Source organism: Veillonella parvula, from assembly GCF_036456085.1.
Taxonomy (GTDB): domain Bacteria; phylum Bacillota; class Negativicutes; order Veillonellales; family Veillonellaceae; genus Veillonella; species Veillonella parvula_E.
On sequence record NZ_CP138632.1, the window covers coordinates 67131 to 86836 of the forward strand.

Sequence of the window (19706 nt, forward strand, 5' to 3'; positions counted from 1 at the left end):
ATATGAAAATCTGAACATCCTAGCCGGAACACTAGGACATATAGGGGAGCATTAAATTACATAGTGAATTTAACTAAGTGAAAATTACTTATATATGTATCTATAACTCATCCGTTTGAGGATGTAGCTATTTAGAGGGGATAATATGACAAATAAAATACAGGAGCTCACGGTCAACGAAACTTGGCGCAATGAGCAAGACGCATGGAACCATCGTTCCGAGTACTTTGTAGAAATGCACAATCGCGAGGATCGCAAGGCACAGGTCACTGATTTTTTAGCCTTCTTAAAGGATGAAAATTTATTACCTTCATCGAATGGTCGTACACTTGATGTAGGCTGTGGTGTTTGTGACTACGCACTTGGGTTAGCTCGGGAAGGCTATAAGGCGACTGGTATCGATTTATCTGATGGTATGATTCGTGGTGCTAAACAATTAGCAGAGTCAGAAGGTTTAGATCTTAGCTTATATATCGGACCTTGGTCTGATGAAACTCGTCGAGAACTAGGTTGGGATAAAAGCTTTGACTTGGCATACAGTATCTTCTGCCCGATTATGTTTGATGTAGAAAATATTCGCGCTATGCATGATGCAAGTAATGATAAATGCTTGTGGATTGCTTTCAGTGAACGGAGCGACGAAATGGTAGATATGTTATCTGAACATTTCTTTGGACGTGATTCTTTCCCATGGGATGGCAAGATGAAAGAATGTTTAGATGCAATTCATGAGATGGGGCATAATGTAAAAGTAATTTATAAAACGGTTCCTGAAACAGAGGTTATGTCTCTTGAAAAGGCAGTTAATTATTTTACCATGCGACTTCATAATAATGGATGGGGAGACATGGAAGACATGAAAGAAGAGATTAGAAATCTCATTGAGCCACTAGCTATTGATGGAGAAATCCATAATAAGACTGTTGATAAGGTGGCTTGGGTTTCATGGTCTGTGAAATAGGAGAGAAACATGACAGTTGATGAGAAACGTAAGTTAGAACTAAAAACTATGTACCAGATTATTGGCATCTATTGTCATAATAAGCACCACACTCCTAAAGGACAACTCTGTGAGGAGTGTCAAAAAGTTTGGCAATATGCTGAACATCGTATAGATGTATGTCCTCATATGGAAAGCAAGACCTTCTGCAGCGTATGTAAAACGCATTGCTATGCGCCTACGTATCGTGAAAAAATACGTGAAATCATGCGCTATGGTGGACCTAGAATGTTATTTATATCACCAATTCAAGTTATTCGCCATATGTATTTAGAGTGGAAGGATAGAAAAAGGAGTCGTACTTCTTATGAAAACTGATATGATTGTAAAGACAGGAATGTTTGTAGCATTGACGGTTTTACTATCTTATATATTTGCTATTCATACTACATTTATACATATTACCTTTGGATTTTTATCAACCGCTATATTTGGTATTCTTTATGGGCCTATGGCAGCAGGTATAATGGCTGCTATTGCCTGTTTTATAGGTATGTTTTTATTTGGACAAGGAGTATTCTTTCCCGGCTTTATCATATCTGAATTTCTTGTAGGCTATGTGTATGGGTATTTTTTACACGGACGTAATGTTACATTTAAACAATTACTTTTACCGGAGACGATTGTTACTGTATGTATACATCTGATATTAAATACAATATGGCTCACAATATTTTATAACAAAGCAGTATCTGCTATATTTATTGGACGTCTTATTAAAAATATCATTTGTTTCCCTTTAGAAATTGCTTTGATTTTAATTGTGTATAAAGCAGTCAGTAAGTTTATGGTACAAAAAAAGCCATAATCTTACAGTATATTAAAATGCACCCCTAACATTAGATTATATGTTAGGGGTGCATTATTATTTGTAAATATAGCGTTTTACGCGAGTGCTTTGTCCAATACAGTTTTGATTAAAGATTTTGTTTGGGCATAGCTTTCACCAGGTTGTGCCTCGTATTGTTTGTCGAGGTCGAACCATAAGTTCGGATAGTATTCATATGGGTGAGTTTTGAAGAGCTCATGAGCATCTTGATCTTCAACCCAGTTGATATGAATATCTGCGTATGCAGGATTTTCTGCAACGAGTTCATCGATAGCACGGAATGCATTAGCGCAATAAGGGCAACCGTTTAAATGGAAACCTAATATTTCTTTCATGATATTCAGTCCTTTCAAAATAGAATCTACATATATTTCTATAATTTGAGATTTTATACATATTCATGTACCACAACATATGGTACACTACTGAGTATAACATATCTAGATAAGATATTCAATTTTTTAGATATATCTGATGTCAATATTGAGAATTCGATATGCATGCATTATATAAATAAGGAGATACCTATGATTTCAGGCGCACAGTATTTGGTAAAAGCCCTTCAAGAGGAGCAGGTAGAGTTTTTATTTAACTACCCTGGGGCCGCAACCATCGATATCATGGATGAATTATATAAACAAGATCAAGTAAAGGTTATTTTGCCTCGTCATGAACAAGCCTTAGCTCATGCTGCAGATGGCTATGCTCGGAGTACTGGTAAAGTAGGGGTGTGTATGGTAACCTCCGGTCCAGGTGCTACAAATCTTGTGACTGGTATTGCCACAGCGTATGCAGATAGTGTGCCCCTCGTTTGTATTACTGGACAAGTTGATTTAGGCCTCATGGGCAATGATGCTTTTCAAGAGGTAGATACTGTTGGCATCGTCCGCAATATTTGTAAATATGCCGTTACTGTTCGTGACCGTAAAGATTTAGGTCGTATTTTGAAAGAGGCCTTTTACATTGCTCGCACAGGTCGTCCAGGCCCTGTTGTAGTAGATATTCCTAAGAATATTCAGAAGGCTATGGGGTCAGATGAATATCCAACAGAGATTAATATTCGCGGTTACAAACCAAATACCACTGTTCACGTAGGTCAAGTTAAAAAGGCCTGTTCTATTATTAGTAAAGCTAAAAGGCCTCTATTCCTATTAGGCGGTGGGGTAAGTATTAGTGGGGCCAATGACCTTATGATGGAGTTGGTTGAAAAAACAGGGATTCCTGTTGTAACAACCTTGATGGGAAAAGGTGCTATTGATAGTCGTCATCCATTGTATCTTGGTAATGTAGGGATTCACGGTGGCTATGCGCCTAATGTAGCCATAACTGATTGTGATGTGATGATTTCTATTGGTACCCGTTTTAACGACCGCATTACAGGCAAGTTAAGTACCTTTGCACAAGATTGTAAGATTATCCATATTGATGTAGATGCGGCGTCTATTTCTAAAAATATTAAGGTCGATATTCCAATCGTAGCAGATGCTAAATTGGCTATAGAAAAAATCTTAGAATATATTGAACCTCACGATCTTGGCAACTGGCCAAAACAATTACAGCAACTTAAGGCAGAGCGCCCTGTCACTCAAGCTGACGAAGAGGGGTTAACACCTCAAACTGTTATCGAGTACATCAATCATCATTATGAACATCCTATCGTTACAACCGATGTGGGTCAAAATCAATTGTGGACTACCCAGTTCCTTGATGTGAAAGGTCAATATCAAATGTTGACGTCTGGTGGCTTAGGGACTATGGGTTATGGTTTTCCTGCTGCATTAGGTGCGCAAATGGGAAATCCAGATAAGCGTGTATTTGCTATCTGTGGTGATGGTGGCGTGCAAATGAATATCCAAGAGTTTGCCACTGCTATGCACTACCGCTTGCCTGTGACGCTAATTATTTTAAATAATGGTTTCCTCGGAAATGTACGCCAATGGCAACAATTGTTCTACGACAAACGATATGCTTGTACAAATTTATTGATGGATGAAAGCTCTATTGTAACGCGTGATATTATTGATAATAATGAGTTTGAATATGTTCCAAACTTTGTACAATTGGCAGAAGCTTATGGTGCTAAAGCTATGCGAATCACTAAGGTAGAGGACATCGAAAAAGGATTCCAATTGGCGGATACTTTCAAAGATGGACCAACCTTACTCGAGTTTATCATTCCAACAGAACTCAATGTGTTGCCAATGGTACCAGCAGGTAAGTCTTTAAGTGATATGTTGTTGAAGGATAAAAAATAGGAGGGGCTATGGAAGTACATATGAAAAAACGTTGTATTTCAGCGTATGTAGAAAACCAAATCGGTGTACTAGCTAAGATTTCAGGCCTCTTCGCAGGCAAAAATTATAATCTTGATACATTGACTGTAGGGGAAACTGAAGATTCTACCATGTCTCGTATGACAATTGAGCTCACATGTGATGATTTGACATATGAACAAATTATTAAACAGCTTAATCGCAGTGTAGAGGTGATTAAGGTTATAGACTTTACAGACATGCCGATTACGAAAAAAGAATTACTATTTATCAAGGTCAATAGCTGTAAAGAAGCGGATAAACAAGAAATCTTCCGCATTGCCCAAACCTTTGATCTATTAGTTGTGGATTATAATCGTAAATCTGTACTAGTACAATGTGTAAAGACCGTATCTAAAAATAATGACATGATTGCCTTATTTAAAGATATGTTCGTCAATCGTATTGAAGTTGTACGAGGTGGTAGCGTAGCTATCGAAGCATTATCTACACCTGATAGATAAGGAGTGTACTCTAGCACTTTAAAAGCGATTTAGGTCTATTCAAATATATAATACATGTATTTGAATAGACCTATTTTTTGTGGCTTAAAGCGTGTACAACTTAATATGATATAATATGTATATCGAGCATTATTGATATAGAGACCTTGGTTGTATGCCAAAGTCTTTTTATATAGGAGGTACTATGAGCTTATTAGATGATATTTTAGCCCATAATCGAGAATATGTAGAAGATCAAAATACAGGTTATGTAGATACAGATACAAAGTGTAGTAAAATGCCTAGTCGTGAAATGGCAATTGTTACATGTATGGATACACGTCTTGTTAACTTCTTAGAAGATTCCATGGATATTGGGCGCGGTGAAGCGAAAATCGTAAAGACAGCAGGTAACTGTATTACAGGTCCCTTTGATGGCGTTGTACGTAGTTTACTTGTTTGTGTTTATGAGCTAGGCGTTAACGAAATCTTTATCATTGGTCATCACGAATGTGGTATGGCAAAAACTACGGCAAAAGATCTAACAGAAAAAATGTTGGCTCGTGGTATTGCACCAGAAGCGATTCATATGGTCCGTAAAGAAATGGAACGCTGGGCTGATGGCTTTACACATCCTGCTGAAAATGTAGAGGATACAGTAGACGAATTGCGTATGAATCCTTTGATTCCTAAAGATGTGCCTATTCACGGACTTATCTTCCATCCTAGAACGGGTGAAATCGAAGTCATTGTCAATGGCTATACACAAATGAAACAATATTACGAAAAGAATTAGAATTATATGAACAAAAAAAGATTAATTATATCCGTACTGACCATTATTGCCTTGGTCTGTGCTGTTGTAGGTGGATATGTCTATAAGGATGCCATACAGAGTCGCATAACTAGAACGGCTGCTATTGTGAGTGGACAAGATATTAAGCCACTCCTAGATTCTGAAGGCCGTTATATTCGACAAATCGTAGCTCAAGATAACAGCACGAGTCGTACTATTATGTGGCAATCAGATAGCAGTGAAGCTGATGCGGTAATAGAGTATCGTCTTGTTGGATCCGATACGACTCAAACGATAAGAGCTACAGACAAAGCTTTTACCGATGATGGTAGTACTACCTATATCCATGAGGGTACATTAACTGGTTTGATGCCTAGTACTAAATACGAATATCGAGTTGGTTATGGTAGTAATCGCCGTAGTGATTGGTACTCTCTGGAAACGGCTGGCGCCAGTGTGTATGATGTTCTTATCTATCCAGATTCTCAATCTGGTGATTATTCTGCGTGGGAGCAGATTGTTAAGGATTCCGCACATCGCAATCCAAGGACAGCCCTGTATATTAGCATGGGGGACCTTGTAGATAATGGGGAACAAGACTATCAATGGCGCACTTGGTTGAATTCCATCAGACCATTGAGTGCTAATGTGCCGTTAGCAACGACCTTAGGCAATCATGAGATGTATACATTAGATTGGAAAATGCGCGAGCCTTATGCATATTTGAATTACTTCGCAGTACCGCCTAATGGGAATGAAATATTTAATCGCCGTTATTATTCCTATGATTTTGGCGATGTGCATTACGTTGTATTAGATACGATGTTGTATGAAAGTAATCATGAGGATAATCATGATACTCATCATCCTGATTTGTACGATGTAGAGGTTCAGTGGCTACGTCAAGATTTAGCAGCTAATACTAAAAAGTGGACTGTAGTCCTCATGCATCGTGATCCATTCCGATATGCCTTTGACCGACCAGGTGCAAGTCGCGATGTAGGTTTCGATGATGAGGGCGTATTATTTATGCCTATCTTCGATGAGTTTAATGTAGACTTAGTTTTATCTGCTCATTTACATACATACCGCAACCGTGGCCATGTACGAAACTTTGATCGAGACCCATCTGGTCCACTATATATCCTTACAGGTATAGCTGGTGATGCACGACGTCCTAAGTGGAAGCAACATCCCTTAGATGTATATGTAGCACCTCAGCCTGAAACGAATAATTATATGTCTATGACCGTAACACCAAATAAGCTGATTGTAAAATCATTTTTACCTGATGGTACTCAGCTTGACGAATCAGTCATTGAAAAATAAGAGAAAGACACCTCCTTTGGGAGGTGTCTTTTTTGTCTAATAAAAAGCATTAAGCATTTATGAGTAAAGTTAATGTACAATATAACAAATAAAAATACGAAAAATACGTATAAAAACTTGCTTATTATAAAATGTAGTATTATAATACGTACATAGATTATAAAAATACGCTAAATATGTATAAATTATGCATATAGTGTATAAAGGAGATAGAGTAATGAATGCATTACAAGACTTAATAAAAACTTATGCCTCCCAATATAAAGAACAAGTTGTGGAATGGCGTCGACATATTCACAGTCATCCAGAATTGTCGGGTGAAGAAAAAAATACATCTTTATTTATTCAAAAGGTGCTTGGTGAACTAGAAATTCCCTTTGTAAACGATGTTTCCGATTATGCTGTTATCGGTAAGATAGAAGGTGCTCATACAGGCCCTGTTATTGCATTGCGTGCCGATATGGATGCATTACCCATACATGAAATAACAGGCTTGCCCTTTGCTTCACAAAATGAAGGCGTTATGCATGCTTGTGGTCATGATAGCCACATGGCAATCTTGCTTGGTGCAGCAGCGATTTTACAGTCTATTAAAGATCAATTGCACGGCACTGTAAAACTTGTATTCCAGCCTTCCGAAGAGGAAGCATTATTCCCAGGAGCACAAGGTATTGTAGATAGCGGTATCCTTGATGACGTAGATGAAATATATGGACTTCATGTATGGCCACAATTACCCGTTGGCACTGTAGGTCTAAAAAAAGGTAATTTGATGGCTGCATCAGATCACTTCCTTGTACATATTAAGGGCAAATCAACCCATGGTGCGGAGCCTCACAATGGGATTGATGCTATTGTAGCCGCAGCGAACTGGATTGTAAATGTGGAGTCTATGGTAGCTCGTGAAACGAATCCTATGGAAAATCTTGTATGTACCATAGGTGTTATAAATGGCGGTGATCGATACAATGTAGGCTGTGGCGATGTATATCTAGAAGGTACATGTCGTACCTATGAACCAGAGAAACGTGATTATATTGAGCGACGATTAGGTGAAAGTTTACAGGCCCTCGATGTGATGTTTAAAACGGAAAGCACTTTGGATTATAAAAGGGGACATGGTGCAACTATCAATAATCCAGAGGCCATTGATTATGCCACATCCATTGTAGAGAAATATCTTGGTAAAGACGCAGTGGTACATCCTGAGTTCCCATCTATGGCAGCAGAAGACTTCTCCGCCTATCTTCATAAAATCAAAGGTGCGTTCCTTTGGTTAGGCACTGGCTTTGAAGGCAATCCGGCCTTACATAATGAGGCTTTCACCATCGATGAAAGCATCCTCGAACCTAGTATAACAATGATGGCAGCTATTGCCGCCGAATATTTACAAGAAAAGTAGTTAAACACATAGTTTGAAATAAGAGGTTATCATGAAAAGTTTACAACATACATCATTTAAAACAATGCTTCAATATACACCAGAGGAAATTAAATACTTTTTAGATTTAGCAGCTAAATTAAAAGCAGATAAAAAAGCGGGTAAGGAAATTAAAACATTAGAAGGTAAAAACTTTGTTCTAATTTTTGAAAAAGACTCAACGCGGACCCGCTGTGCTTTTGAGGTAGGGGCAGCTGACCAAGGTGCTTTTACAACATATCTTGGTCCTACAGGTTCTCAAATGAATAAGAAAGAATCCTTAAAGGACACGGCTCGTGTTCTCGGTTCCATGTATGATGCCATCGAGTTTAGAGGCTTTGACCAAAAGGACGTAGATACATTGGAGGAATACTCTGGTGTGCCAGTTTGGAATGGGCTTACCGATATGGATCATCCTACACAAACATTAGCCAATTTCTTAACACTTCAAGAAAATATCGACAAACCGTTGAATGAAATTTCTTTTGCCTATGTAGGTCATGGTCAATCTAATATGTGCAATGCTTTGATGAGTGGTGCCGTTAAAATGGGGATGGATTTCAGACTTATTGGTCCTAAACAATACTGGCCAGCTGGTCCATTCTACGAAGAGTGCTTAAAGGTGGCTAAAGAAACAGGTGCTACTATCACTTGTACAGATGATGTAGCTGAAGGTGTTAAAGGCTTAGATGTCATTTACACTGGTGTGTGGGTAACGATGGGCGATACTTACGATATGTGGGAGGAACGTATCAATACATTTAAACCGTTCCAAGTAAATGCAGAAATGATGGCATTAACTGGTAATCCCAATACTAAGTTCTGTCACTGTTTACCTGCGTTCCACAACACAGAAACACAAGTAGGTAAAGATATTTATGAACGGTTTGGCATGGATGGCATTGAGGTAACCGAAGAGGTATTCGAAGGTCCAAACTCATTGGCGTTCCAAGAAGCAGAAAATCGTCTCCACACGATTAAGGCAGTTATGGTTGCTACCTTTGGAAATTATCCATTGAAATAAGTTCATCTTCCTAAATGGTGATGTATGGTATCGTTTGTTTTCTATTTATATTGGATAAAGGGCTATATAAATAGGTGTGAGTCACCAATAGGTGAGAATTGAGGTTTATTATGACACCCCATAGAGTATTTATTGTCGGTCATGAAGGCACAACGGGTCTTAGAATTCATGAACGATTATCCGATCGAAAAGATATAGAACTCTTAGCGACTGCTGATGAGGATCGCAAAAATGTAGAGGCCATTAAAGTGGTTGCAAAAAAGGCAGACATCGTATTTCTTTGTTTACCTGATGCGGCATCTAAAGATATTATGGCGGTTATCGGTGACTTGCCGTGCAAGGTAATCGATACATCTACTGCTTTTAGAACTGATTCTGATTGGGCCTATGGTTTCCCAGAGCTTGGTACTAATTATAAGACAGCTATTGCTACTAAAAAACATATTGCAAATCCTGGCTGTCATGCAAGTGGTATGATAGCTTGCATAGCACCTCTTGTAAAAGAAGGGCTCGTGCCAGCGGATTATCCTTTCACTATTACATCCTTAACAGGCTATAGCGGTGGTGGTAAGAAGATGATTGGCCAATATGAAAGTAGTCCTAAGGACTATTTCCTTTATGCGCCTCGTCAATATGGGCTTGGCCAAGAACATAAACATTTACCCGAAGTACAACATGTATGCGGCCTTAGTGAAGCTCCAATTTTTATGCCAATTGTTGATGATTACTACTCTGGAATGGAGGTTACCGTAGGTATTCATAGTCGTTTATGTCATAAACCTGTTTGTATTGATAAGGTACAACAAACGTTAGAATACTTTTACAAAGATAGTACAATCGTTACGGTTGCACCATTTACTGAAAATAGCAATAGCGGTATGTTAAACGCTAATCAATTGAGCAATACGGACAGTATGAAAATCTATGTCACTGGTAACGATGAACGCATCATGGTTCACGCCATTTTCGATAATTTAGGTAAAGGTGCATCGGGTGCCGCCGTTCAATGTATGAATATTGCATTGGGGTTACCAGAGGATACTGGTTTAGTATTAGGTTAGAGAGGAATCTATGAAGAATGTAACAAATGCAATGCGGGCGCATATCTTAACGGCGGCCGTTCCATATATAAAACAATACACAGACCAGTACGTTGTCGTTAAATACGGTGGCAATGCCATGGTGGATGAAGAGTTAAAGAAATCTGTCATGAAGGATTTACTATTACTTCAATTAGTGGGGGTAAAAGTAGTCCTCGTTCATGGTGGTGGTCCAGCTATTAATAGTACCTTAGAGGCGATGCAAATTAAATCACATTTTGCTAATGGTCTACGCGTTACCGATGAAGCAACGATGGATGTTGTACAAATGGTGCTAGCCGGCAAGGTGAATAAAGGGCTCGTGGCGGATTTAACGGATCTTGGTGGCAAAGCTGTTGGCCTTTGTGGTGTAGATGGCAACATGATTCAAGTTCATAAACAAAACGAAGAACTTGGTTATGTAGGTTATATTGATACCATTGATACGAGTATTATCCATGACGTAATTAGCCGTGGCTATATTCCGGTTATTTCTTCTATCGGCATGGGAGCCGATGGCAAGACATATAATATTAATGCTGATACGGTAGCCGCGAAAATTGCGGGCGCTCTCAAGGCGGAAACCATGGTGGCTATGACTAATATTGATGGTGTACTGCGAGATGTGCATGATCCAGATTCTTTAATTTCTAAAATTACAATGGCCGAGGCAGCTCAGTTAAAAGCGGATGGCGTCATTGCAGGCGGTATGATTCCAAAGGTAGATTGCTGCTTAGAGGCCATAGAAGCAGGGGCACAAAAGGTATTCATCATTAATGGTGAAATTCCACATGCCATTCTTATCGAGTTATTAACCGATGAAGGCCTTGGTACAATGTTTGTTGCTTAATATAGTAAACATAATACTGGTAATCATCTATTGGGTATCTTTTACATAGATAGACGACGGCATGACCGTACATTTGGAGGATATAATGAGTAATGCAATCGATTTTGAACAACAAGATAAAGAATATATAGCCAATACGTATGGTCGGTTCAACGTATGCTTTGAAAAAGGAAAAGGTTCTCTCTTGTGGGACGTAGATGGTAAAGAGTACATCGACCTTGGTTCTGGTATTGGCGTAACCGCTTTTGGCGTTGATGATGATGAGTGGACTGAGGCTGTTACTAAGCAGTCTCATGCATTGAATCATATTTCTAATTTATACTATTCCTTGCCACAAATTGAGCTAGCGAAACAGCTCTGTGCGAAAACGGGGATGAAAAAGGTATTTTTTTCTAACTCTGGTGCGGAGTCTAACGAATGTGCGATTAAGGCAGCGCGTAAATATAGCCATGACAAATACGGCGAAGGGCGTCATATAATTGTTACCTTAGTCAATAGTTTCCACGGTCGTACTATTACCACCTTGTCCGCGACAGGACAAGATGTATTCCATCAACATTTCTTCCCATTTACGGAAGGCTTTATTTATACCCCAGCCAATGATATTGATGCGGCTTTGAAAGCCCTTGCTAATCCAGCTGTTTGTGCCATCATGATGGAACCTATTCAAGGTGAAGGTGGTGTTATGCCATTAGATAAGGAGTTTGTCCAAAGCGTAACAAAATATGCTCATGAACACGATCAACTGGTACTCATCGATGAGGTACAAACTGGTAATGGTCGGACTGGCAGCTTATATGCATACCAACAATTTGGTATCGAACCAGATGTGGTATCTACTGCAAAAGGTTTGGCCGGAGGTCTACCCATGGGTGCCACCTTATTCAATGAAAAGATGCAATATGTATTAAATGCTGGTGCTCATGCTACTACTTTTGGAGGTAATCCAATCTGCGCAGCTGCAGGTAATACTATTATTAGCCGGTTAACTCCTGAACTCCTTGACTCTGTAAAAGCAAAAGGGGAATATGTAAAGGCTACCTTAACTGGTAAAACTGGCATTCTTGGTGTTAGCGGTATGGGCCTTATGCTTGGCATTGAAACTACGGTTGATGCTAAAGCTGTTATAGCTAAATGTCTTGAGAAAGGTGTAGTATGCTTATCTGCTAAAAATAAGGTGCGTCTTTTACCAGCTCTTAATATTCCGCAAGAACAATTAGAAAAAGCTATTGCTATTTTAGCTGATGTAATTGAAGAATTAGCGGCACAGTAAGATTTTGTTTAACTTTCATAAATATTGTTTACTATAGTTATGTAACATTGAACTATGGAAATAAACCGATGATTATATAGACTTTACTCCGTATTCGTGTTACCCTAAAAGAAACAGTCTATATTGGAGGAGTAAATATGAATACAGAATCCTTACGTAATGAAGTATTGGTTCCAGCGGTAGCAAAAACGTTGGACATTGCAGCTAAAGCAAAACCTACAAAAGAAGAAATTATCACAACGGCGAAAATCACCGCTGCTGTGACAGTTGCAACAGCTGTTGTATCCTTAGCGGTACAAGCAGTATTGCGCAACCGATAAGAAACTGAGAAAACGACATGGCGCGCTGCCTGTCGTTTTCTTTTACTTTTACCATGTTATTCCCCTAAATAAGGGGTTTTTCTTGGTGCATGTAGGTTTTGTATTTATAAATTCGGAGACTGTTTAATCGTTATATATTAGCGATGCATATTGATATTAGAGGAGGCGATACGATGCATAGTCGCGATTTAATAGAGCAATATAAAGGCTACGTTCAAAATTGGCGTAGATATTTTCATAAACATCCAGAGCTCAGCAATGAAGAGTTTGAGACGACAAAGACACTCGCTAAAGAACTAGAATCAATGGGCGTAGAGGTTCATGTAGACACAGAACGTGGTATCGGCTTAATCGGCATTATCCATGGTGCTAAACATGGAAAGGCTATCGCGTTGCGTGCCGATATCGATGCACTGCCTGTTCATGAACATAATGCAGTGGACTATAAATCAGAAGTAGAAGGCAAAATGCACGCTTGCGGTCATGATGGACATATGGCTATTTTATTAGGTGCGGCTAAGATGCTAATGTCTATGAAAGACCGTATTGAAGGCGATGTGTATTTAGCATTCCAACCTGCGGAAGAAACTGGAGCAGGGGCTCCGGATTTCATTAAATTTGGCGATTGGTATGATAAGGTAGATGCTATCTTTGGAGGGCATGTGTGGATCGATTTGTCAGCGGGACTCATGTCTGTAGAAGAGGGTCCTCGTATGGCTGCGAGTAGCCAGATTACTATTAATGTAAAAGGCAAACAAGGTCATGGTGCACAGCCTCATCAAGCGATTGATGCTATCGTGGTGGCTAGTGCCATCGTTATGAATTTACAAACCGTGGTTTCTCGCAATGTGAGTGCCCTTGATTCCGTCGTTGTTACGATTGGCAATATTCATTCTGGCTCAGAATGGAATGTCATCCCTGGGGAAGCTTCCCTAGGCGGTACAGTTCGTTTCTTTGATCCAAACCAAGAACAATATATTGTCGATACTATTCGCCGCATTGTAGAACACACTGCAGAGGCCTATGGAGCGACTGCTACATTAGAATATATAAAAAAAGTGCCCCCTACTATTAATGATCCTGAATCCAGTGAACTGGCAGAACGTGTCGTTATTGATACATTAGGTAAGGACAAGCTTTCTAAGATGCGTAAAGTCATGCCTGGAGAAGATTTTGCCTGGTATTTACAAGATAAACCAGGATGCTTTGCCTTTATTGGTATTCAAAACCCTGATGTAGAAGCTACATACGATCATCATAATAATAGATTTAATATGGATGATACTGTATTATCTGCTGCATCTGCGGTATATGCTGAATATGCCATTCAGTGGTTAAAAGAACATAAATAAATTTTAACCCCATAAACCCCTTTACATTTTTGGTAAAGGGGTTTATTATATTCCAATAATAAATCATATGTAATTAAAATGGTTTCCTGTAATGGCGCATATTTTAGCGCATTGCGGATAAAAAGGACCTTTCTTTGTCGGACGGTTCTAGAAGCCAGAAAGGATGTAATGAACGATCAAGTTTCTATTTCAACAGCAAATATTCGTGGTGCTTTTGGGGCATTCTTTATCCCTGGTATGTACACAGCTTTATGGGCAGGTTTCGTGCCATATTTAAAAGCAAAGCTTAGTATTGGTGAAGATGTATTAGGTTCCATGATTTTGTTGCTCGGTGTAGGTTCTTGTTTATCCATGGCTATAGCAGGTAAGCTTGTAGAAAGCTTTGGGTGTAAGAGAGTCGTTTTGTTAGCTAGCTTTATTGGTATGGTATCTCTTGCCATCGTTACTATGTGTCCTACTATTGCTACAACAACAGTAGCCCTGTTCTTTTTTGGTATTGGTGTAGGTCTTAGTGGTGCTTCTGCTAATTTACAAGCTATCCTAACGGAAAAGGTGAGCAAAAAACATTTGATGGGCGCCTATCACGGAGGCTGGAGTTTAGGTGGCTTTGCTGGTGCCGGTGTTTTACTTGTGCTTTTAAAAATCTTATCTTTTTCTGTTAATGAAAGTATTTGGGGGCTACTCATCGTATTATTTATTGCGATGGTCGTAGTTAGCCAATTTATGTTGACCTTTGGTAGTGACCCAAATGCAAAGGTTACTAAAAAGTCTAAAAGCCCATTGTCCTTCCATCCAATCGCCCTTATTTTTGGTTTATTGTCCTTTGTGTCTTACTTGGTAGAAGGTGCTGTAGGGGACTGGAGCGCATTATATTTATTTGAAGATAAAGGGATTGTTATTGAAGAGGCTGTTATGGGTGTAATGCTCTTTAATGGTACTATGTGCATAGGTCGTTTGCTTGGTAATAGATTAGGTAAACACTTAACATCTAAGCAAGTTGTCGTTGGTGGCTACTTACTTGGCTCTATTGCGATGGGGCTGATCGTATTCTTACCAGGACATGCCTCCATGTATACTTACTTATTATTGGGTATTTCATTAGCTATGATAGTACCAAATCTATTCTCTGCGATGGGGGAACAAAATGTTATTCCTATGACACAAGCGGTTGCAACATCTACAATGCTCGGTTATATGGGTATTTTGATGGGGCCTGCCTTGATTGGCTTCATTGCGCACGGTACAAGTCTTACAGTAGCATTTATCGTATTGACTACATTGCTTGTTGTAAGTGCAGGTATTGGTAAATACGCATACCATTTAATGAGTAAAGACTGTGGTCTTAGTGAAGAACAAATTTAATAGTCTATAATTAAGGAGCTACGACTTTCGTATCGTAGCTCCTTTTTCATATTTTTATATTTTATGTATTTCTCGCATTAAAAAGACACAGGTTTTGAACCTGTGTCTTTTAGCGTTATTATATATTGATTAGACTAGCGATCGCCATTGAAGATAGAGTTTTTAACAAGTACATAGTCTACTTTGCGAATGGCTTGTAGAGTCGTACCGCCAGCGTAAGAGATAGCAGATTGTAAATCTTGTTCCATTTCAGTTAATGTATCGAAGATAGAACCTTTGGAGTCGATAAAGATTTTTTTGCCTTCCACGTTTTTGCGTTCACCTTTCTGGAACTCAGAAGCGGAACCAAAGTATTCTTTTACAGCTTTGCCGTCAACGATTTTTTCTTCCCCTGGGGATTCTTCATGACCAGCAAATAGGGAGCCAATCATAACCATAGTAGCGCCAAAGCGAATAGATTTTGCAATGTCACCATGGTCACGGATACCACCGTCAGCTATGATAGGCTTAGTAGCTGCTTTTGCGCACCAGCGAACTGCAGCCAATTGCCAGCCGCCAGTACCGAAGCCAGTTTTCAGTTTTGTGATACATACTTTACCAGGACCGATGCCTACTTTAGTCGCATCAGCACCAGCATTTTCTAGTTCACGAACTGCTTCTGGAGTGCCTACATTACCAGCGATAATAAAGGTTTCAGGTAAGTTCTTTTTTATATATTGGATCATTTCGATGACTGCATTGGAATGACCATGTGCAATATCAATAGTGATATATTCTGGGGTTAAGTTTGCTTTCTTGAATTCATCAACTAAGGCAAATTCTTCAGCTTTTACGCCGATAGAAATAGAAGAATATAAGTTAAGGTCGTGCATGCGTTTTACAAAGTCCATACGACGTTCTGGTTGGAAACGATGCATGATATAGAAATACCCTTCACAAGCTAATTTTTCAGCCAACTCTTCGTCGATGATAGTTTGCATATTAGCAGGTACTACTGGTAAGCGGAATGTGCGTTTACCTAATTTTATATGTGTATCACATTCGCTACGACTGGAGACAATACATTTATTAGGAATCAATTGCACGTCTTCATAATCAAAGATGTTAGTTGTATTAATCATAGTTTCTATATCTCCTTCGAGTATTACATATTGAACCTGTACCATTATACAAGAGACTCATAAAATTTTCAATACGTTCCGAATATTTTGTTTGGTGTAAGGGATAAACTGTAGTACAATACAAGTAGATTGTATAAATAATATTTTCATTTTAGATATATAGTAAAAGGAGGTTGATTAATGTGGAACAGTCTAAAATCCGTATGCTTGCTGAAGCTGGCGTAGCAATTGCCATTGCTCAAGTGTTGTCATTTATTACGATTTTCCATATGCCACAGGGGGGCTCTATTAAGGCGGCAGCACTGGTACCACTCATGATTTACGCATATCGTTGGGGCGGAACACGAGGTATCTTCGCAGGTGTTGTATATGGTATATTACACTTTATTTTAGGCTTTAAATCATCTGTTCATTATTTAAGTATTATATTAGACTACCTGGTTGCTTACGGTGCTATTGGCGTTTGTGGTTACTTTAAAGATTCTCTTTCTGGTCTTATCACTGGATCCATCGTAGGTATTGTATTGCGTTGGGGAGCATCTGTTACGAGCGGTGCTGTAGTCTTTGCTAGCTATGCTCCACAAGGGCAGAATCCTTGGGTTTATTCCATGATTTATAATGCATCCTATATGGTTCCAGATGGCCTTTTAAATATTGCAGTTTTACTATTCATCTACCAAGGTGTTAAACGAGGTTTACAACGTCGTGGATAAATTAGGTTTAATTATTTTGGCTGGAGGACTCAGTACTAGAATGGGGCAACCTAAAGCTTTGTTGCCTTGGATTAATGGTGAAAGTCTTATATCTCATGCACTTCGTAAGGGATTAGATGCAGATGTTCAAGATATTCTTATCTCTATCGGTGATGACGAGCAATTAGGACTTGCTATCCAAACTCATATTATAGATACATTATCGAACGATGAGAAAAATAAGGTTTCTATTGTTCGGGATTCTGTTGGGCGATGCGGACCTTTAGGGGGGCTGTATAGTACTCTAGCTGTTGGTACTAGTTCTGCTTATGCGGTAATGGCAGTAGATATGCCATTCATGGAAATGGATTTGTATTATGATTGGCTCTATCAAGTAGATCATAATGATTGGAATGCCATTGTCCCATATAGTGAAAGTGGTAAATCTGAGCCGATGGCGGGTATTTATAGGCCATATATTGCGTCCTTAATTCAATCTATTCTTGTTGGCGAAAATGTATCGTTGCATCATGCCCTCGATGTTATTGGTCATGTAGAATCTATTGATGCTACTGATTTTAGTTGGGAGCTAAGCAATATTAATCGATTTGAAGACTATCAATGGGCGCGAGCTTTAGCGGAAAATGAATTCCGCCGTGTACCTTTAATTAGTGTGGTCGCATCGAAACGTAAAACAGGTAAGACTACTGTTGTAACGCGCCTTGTGTGTGAGTTACAAAATATCGGTTTATCGGTTGGTGTAGTAAAAAGCGATAAGCATGGCTTTCAGATGGATCATGAAGGAACAGATACAGACCTTGCCTATAAAGCTGGAGCTGATGCGGTTGCAATTGCAGGGCCTACTGAAACAGCGATTCGTATACGCATGAAAGAACAATCCAACTTGTATGAAATATCACAGTTTATGCCTGTAGATATAGTTATACTAGAAACGAGATCCCAAGGGATTGCCCCAATTATAGAGGTTACTCAAGAGGGATATACGGAAGAGCTGATCTCGGACCCAATGGACCGAGTGGCGACGATAGAAATTAGCAAATTGGATCAAGACGTACCTGAATTGGTACGCCACATACAGGAAATGATGAGGAGTTTAAATGGCCGTCGTTACTGTTGAGAAGGCTCTCCAATTATGGGATGAGGCCTTACAAACGCAAGTTCATAAAGTTGAAACGATTGCAGTTAAAGCTGCGAAGGGATACGTACTAGCAGAGGATATTATTGCGCCAACGGATGTACCTGCTTTTTCAAAATCTGCAATGGATGGGTATGCTATCGCCTATGAAGAAGGTCGTAATGAATATATCGTTGACGGCATCATTGGAGCTGGTGTTGTATGGAAACAGCCTGTAAAACCTGGCCATGCAGTACGGATTATGACTGGTGCACCAGTACCAGATACATGTGATACCGTTATCATGCAGGAACAAGTAGTAGGCACAGGTGAACCGCATACATCGATTACAATTCAAGGTAAATATCGTTGTGGTGATCATATTATTCCACAAGGTGAAGAGTGTAATGTCGGTACTATTGTGATTCCGCACGGTACAGAGGTAACATCTACAGTACAAACCATTTTGACGGGACTTGGCATTATTGAGATCTCTGTTAATGCCATGCCTCGTGTATTAGTTCTTACCTCTGGTCATGAGGTTATTGAACCTGGTGAAAGCTTAACGCCTGGTAAAATTTACAACTCCAATCGAGCTATGATTTGTGGACTCTTAGAGGACTTAGGTTTTCACAAGATAACACATTATCATGTAAGTGATGCTCCAGAGGCGTTAGACTCTGAAATCAATCATGTTTTAAAACTTAGTGAAGAAGCAGATGTTATAATTAGTTCTGGTGGTGTATCGGTAGGTCTTTTTGATACGATGCCTCTTATTTATGAAAAATTGGGGGCAGAATCTATCTATGCCCGTATTCAAATGCGACCGGGTGCAGCATCCTATGGTGCGGTTACCCCGAAAGGTCAGATTATCTTTGGCTTGTCCGGTAATCCAGGGGCTGCTTTCAATGGATGGCATTTAATCGTAGCGCCTACCTTGAAGCGTTATAAAGGGTTGGCTAATTGGACGACTCCAGTGGTGGCTTGCGTAATGGATACAGAAATCTTCAAACGTAATGTTTTTGATCGCTATGTACAAGGAAAAGTGGTGTTCGGCGGTGGTGTGCCACGGTTTGTGGCTAACCGTCATTTTAATAGTAGTAGCATGTTAGGGCTATATACTGTGAATGCGTTGGCATGTATTCCACGAGGAACTCATGAAGTACATCCTGGTGATACATTTAATGTGTATCTATTAGGCTTGCTGCCTGCAGTTTAGACCCTTTTGATTTTTAGACTCTTACTCTAAGGCATTAGATTTTTTAGAGTTATAGCGTTTTAGAGTTTTAGATACAAATATACTAGTTAAAAAACTATAATATTTATGGCTAACCATAATGTAAAAAAGACGAGGTTTCTTAGGAGGCCT

At 39.3% G+C, this 19706-nt stretch carries 20 protein-coding genes; 18 read left to right on the forward strand and 2 right to left on the reverse strand.

What is annotated here, in order from left to right; genetic code table 11:
* The first annotated feature begins 145 nt into the window (after positions 1-145).
* The 3 genes from PK1910_RS00280 to PK1910_RS00290 are packed head-to-tail and all read left to right on the forward strand — an operon-like array spanning position 146 to position 1808.
* Positions 146-961 (forward strand): class I SAM-dependent methyltransferase, encoded by an 816-nt coding sequence (locus PK1910_RS00280; protein WP_287511330.1) that lies wholly within the window; start codon positions 146-148, stop codon positions 959-961.
* A gap of 9 nt (positions 962-970) precedes the next feature.
* Positions 971-1318 carry a nitrous oxide-stimulated promoter family protein gene (locus PK1910_RS00285; RefSeq protein ID WP_004696632.1) on the forward strand — a complete coding sequence of 116 codons (348 nt, stop codon included), beginning with the start codon at positions 971-973 and terminating at the stop codon, positions 1316-1318.
* Entirely contained in the window at positions 1308-1808 is a 501-nt protein-coding gene (locus PK1910_RS00290) for a folate family ECF transporter S component (protein ID WP_287511329.1), read from the forward strand. Before PK1910_RS00285 ends, PK1910_RS00290 begins: the two co-directional genes overlap by 11 nt.
* A gap of 77 nt (positions 1809-1885) precedes the next feature.
* Here PK1910_RS00290 and PK1910_RS00295 read toward each other — a convergent pair whose 3' ends face one another.
* Positions 1886-2164, reverse strand: coding sequence for a hypothetical protein (locus PK1910_RS00295; protein WP_004696628.1), 279 nt, complete (start codon positions 2162-2164; stop codon positions 1886-1888).
* Between the two features lie 192 nt (positions 2165-2356).
* On the opposite strand from PK1910_RS00295, the gene ilvB reads away from it, so the two are divergent.
* The 12 genes from ilvB to PK1910_RS00355 all read left to right on the forward strand — a co-directional run bounded on the left by ilvB (position 2357) and on the right by PK1910_RS00355 (position 15389).
* Positions 2357-4084 (forward strand): biosynthetic-type acetolactate synthase large subunit, encoded by a 1728-nt coding sequence (ilvB, locus tag PK1910_RS00300; protein WP_287511327.1) that lies wholly within the window; start codon positions 2357-2359, stop codon positions 4082-4084.
* A gap of 8 nt (positions 4085-4092) precedes the next feature.
* A complete protein-coding gene (gene ilvN, locus PK1910_RS00305) occupies positions 4093-4605 on the forward strand; it encodes an acetolactate synthase small subunit (RefSeq protein ID WP_101928817.1) in 513 nt (170 codons plus the stop codon).
* Positions 4606-4789: 184 nt separating this feature from the next.
* Positions 4790-5380, forward strand: coding sequence for a beta-class carbonic anhydrase (locus PK1910_RS00310; RefSeq protein ID WP_287511323.1), 591 nt, complete (start codon positions 4790-4792; stop codon positions 5378-5380).
* A gap of 6 nt (positions 5381-5386) precedes the next feature.
* Positions 5387-6709 carry a fibronectin type III domain-containing protein gene (locus tag PK1910_RS00315; protein WP_287511321.1) on the forward strand — a complete coding sequence of 441 codons (1323 nt, stop codon included), beginning with the start codon at positions 5387-5389 and terminating at the stop codon, positions 6707-6709.
* Positions 6710-6926: 217 nt separating this feature from the next.
* The gene (locus PK1910_RS00320) at positions 6927-8111 is read left to right on the forward strand and encodes a M20 metallopeptidase family protein (protein WP_128113925.1); all 1185 of its coding nucleotides are present in this window, start codon (positions 6927-6929) and stop codon (positions 8109-8111) included.
* A 31-nt stretch (positions 8112-8142) separates the two neighbouring features.
* Positions 8143-9153 carry an ornithine carbamoyltransferase gene (argF, locus tag PK1910_RS00325; RefSeq protein ID WP_004696611.1) on the forward strand — a complete coding sequence of 337 codons (1011 nt, stop codon included), beginning with the start codon at positions 8143-8145 and terminating at the stop codon, positions 9151-9153.
* 110 nt (positions 9154-9263) lie between these two features.
* A complete protein-coding gene (gene argC / locus PK1910_RS00330) occupies positions 9264-10214 on the forward strand; it encodes an N-acetyl-gamma-glutamyl-phosphate reductase (protein ID WP_118091691.1) in 951 nt (316 codons plus the stop codon).
* Positions 10215-10224: 10 nt separating this feature from the next.
* Positions 10225-11082 carry an acetylglutamate kinase gene (gene argB, locus PK1910_RS00335; protein ID WP_105086695.1) on the forward strand — a complete coding sequence of 286 codons (858 nt, stop codon included), beginning with the start codon at positions 10225-10227 and terminating at the stop codon, positions 11080-11082.
* Positions 11083-11167: 85 nt separating this feature from the next.
* Positions 11168-12355, forward strand: coding sequence for an aspartate aminotransferase family protein (locus tag PK1910_RS00340; protein ID WP_004696605.1), 1188 nt, complete (start codon positions 11168-11170; stop codon positions 12353-12355).
* 137 nt (positions 12356-12492) lie between these two features.
* The gene (locus PK1910_RS00345) at positions 12493-12675 is read left to right on the forward strand and encodes a hypothetical protein (RefSeq protein WP_004696604.1); all 183 of its coding nucleotides are present in this window, start codon (positions 12493-12495) and stop codon (positions 12673-12675) included.
* 173 nt (positions 12676-12848) lie between these two features.
* Entirely contained in the window at positions 12849-14027 is a 1179-nt protein-coding gene (locus PK1910_RS00350; RefSeq protein WP_004698594.1) for a M20 metallopeptidase family protein, read from the forward strand.
* 168 nt (positions 14028-14195) lie between these two features.
* A complete protein-coding gene (locus PK1910_RS00355) occupies positions 14196-15389 on the forward strand; it encodes an MFS transporter (protein ID WP_004698757.1) in 1194 nt (397 codons plus the stop codon).
* A gap of 134 nt (positions 15390-15523) precedes the next feature.
* On the opposite strand, the gene PK1910_RS00360 is transcribed toward PK1910_RS00355, so the two are convergent.
* The gene (locus PK1910_RS00360) at positions 15524-16510 is read right to left on the reverse strand and encodes a GMP reductase (RefSeq protein WP_128113928.1); all 987 of its coding nucleotides are present in this window, start codon (positions 16508-16510) and stop codon (positions 15524-15526) included.
* A 182-nt stretch (positions 16511-16692) separates the two neighbouring features.
* On the opposite strand from PK1910_RS00360, the gene thiT reads away from it, so the two are divergent.
* Genes thiT through PK1910_RS00375 form a run of 3 tightly spaced genes read left to right on the forward strand, consistent with a single transcriptional unit; the run spans position 16693 to position 19556 of the window.
* Positions 16693-17223, forward strand: a complete 531-nt coding sequence (gene thiT / locus PK1910_RS00365; RefSeq protein ID WP_039965064.1) for an energy-coupled thiamine transporter ThiT — start codon at positions 16693-16695, stop codon at positions 17221-17223.
* The gene (locus PK1910_RS00370; protein WP_128113929.1) at positions 17216-18340 is read left to right on the forward strand and encodes a molybdopterin-guanine dinucleotide biosynthesis protein MobB; all 1125 of its coding nucleotides are present in this window, start codon (positions 17216-17218) and stop codon (positions 18338-18340) included. Before thiT ends, PK1910_RS00370 begins: the two co-directional genes overlap by 8 nt.
* Entirely contained in the window at positions 18321-19556 is a 1236-nt protein-coding gene (locus PK1910_RS00375; protein WP_128113930.1) for a molybdopterin molybdotransferase MoeA, read from the forward strand. The genes PK1910_RS00370 and PK1910_RS00375 overlap by 20 nt, the downstream gene beginning before the upstream one ends.
* The last annotated feature ends 150 nt before the right edge of the window (positions 19557-19706 follow it).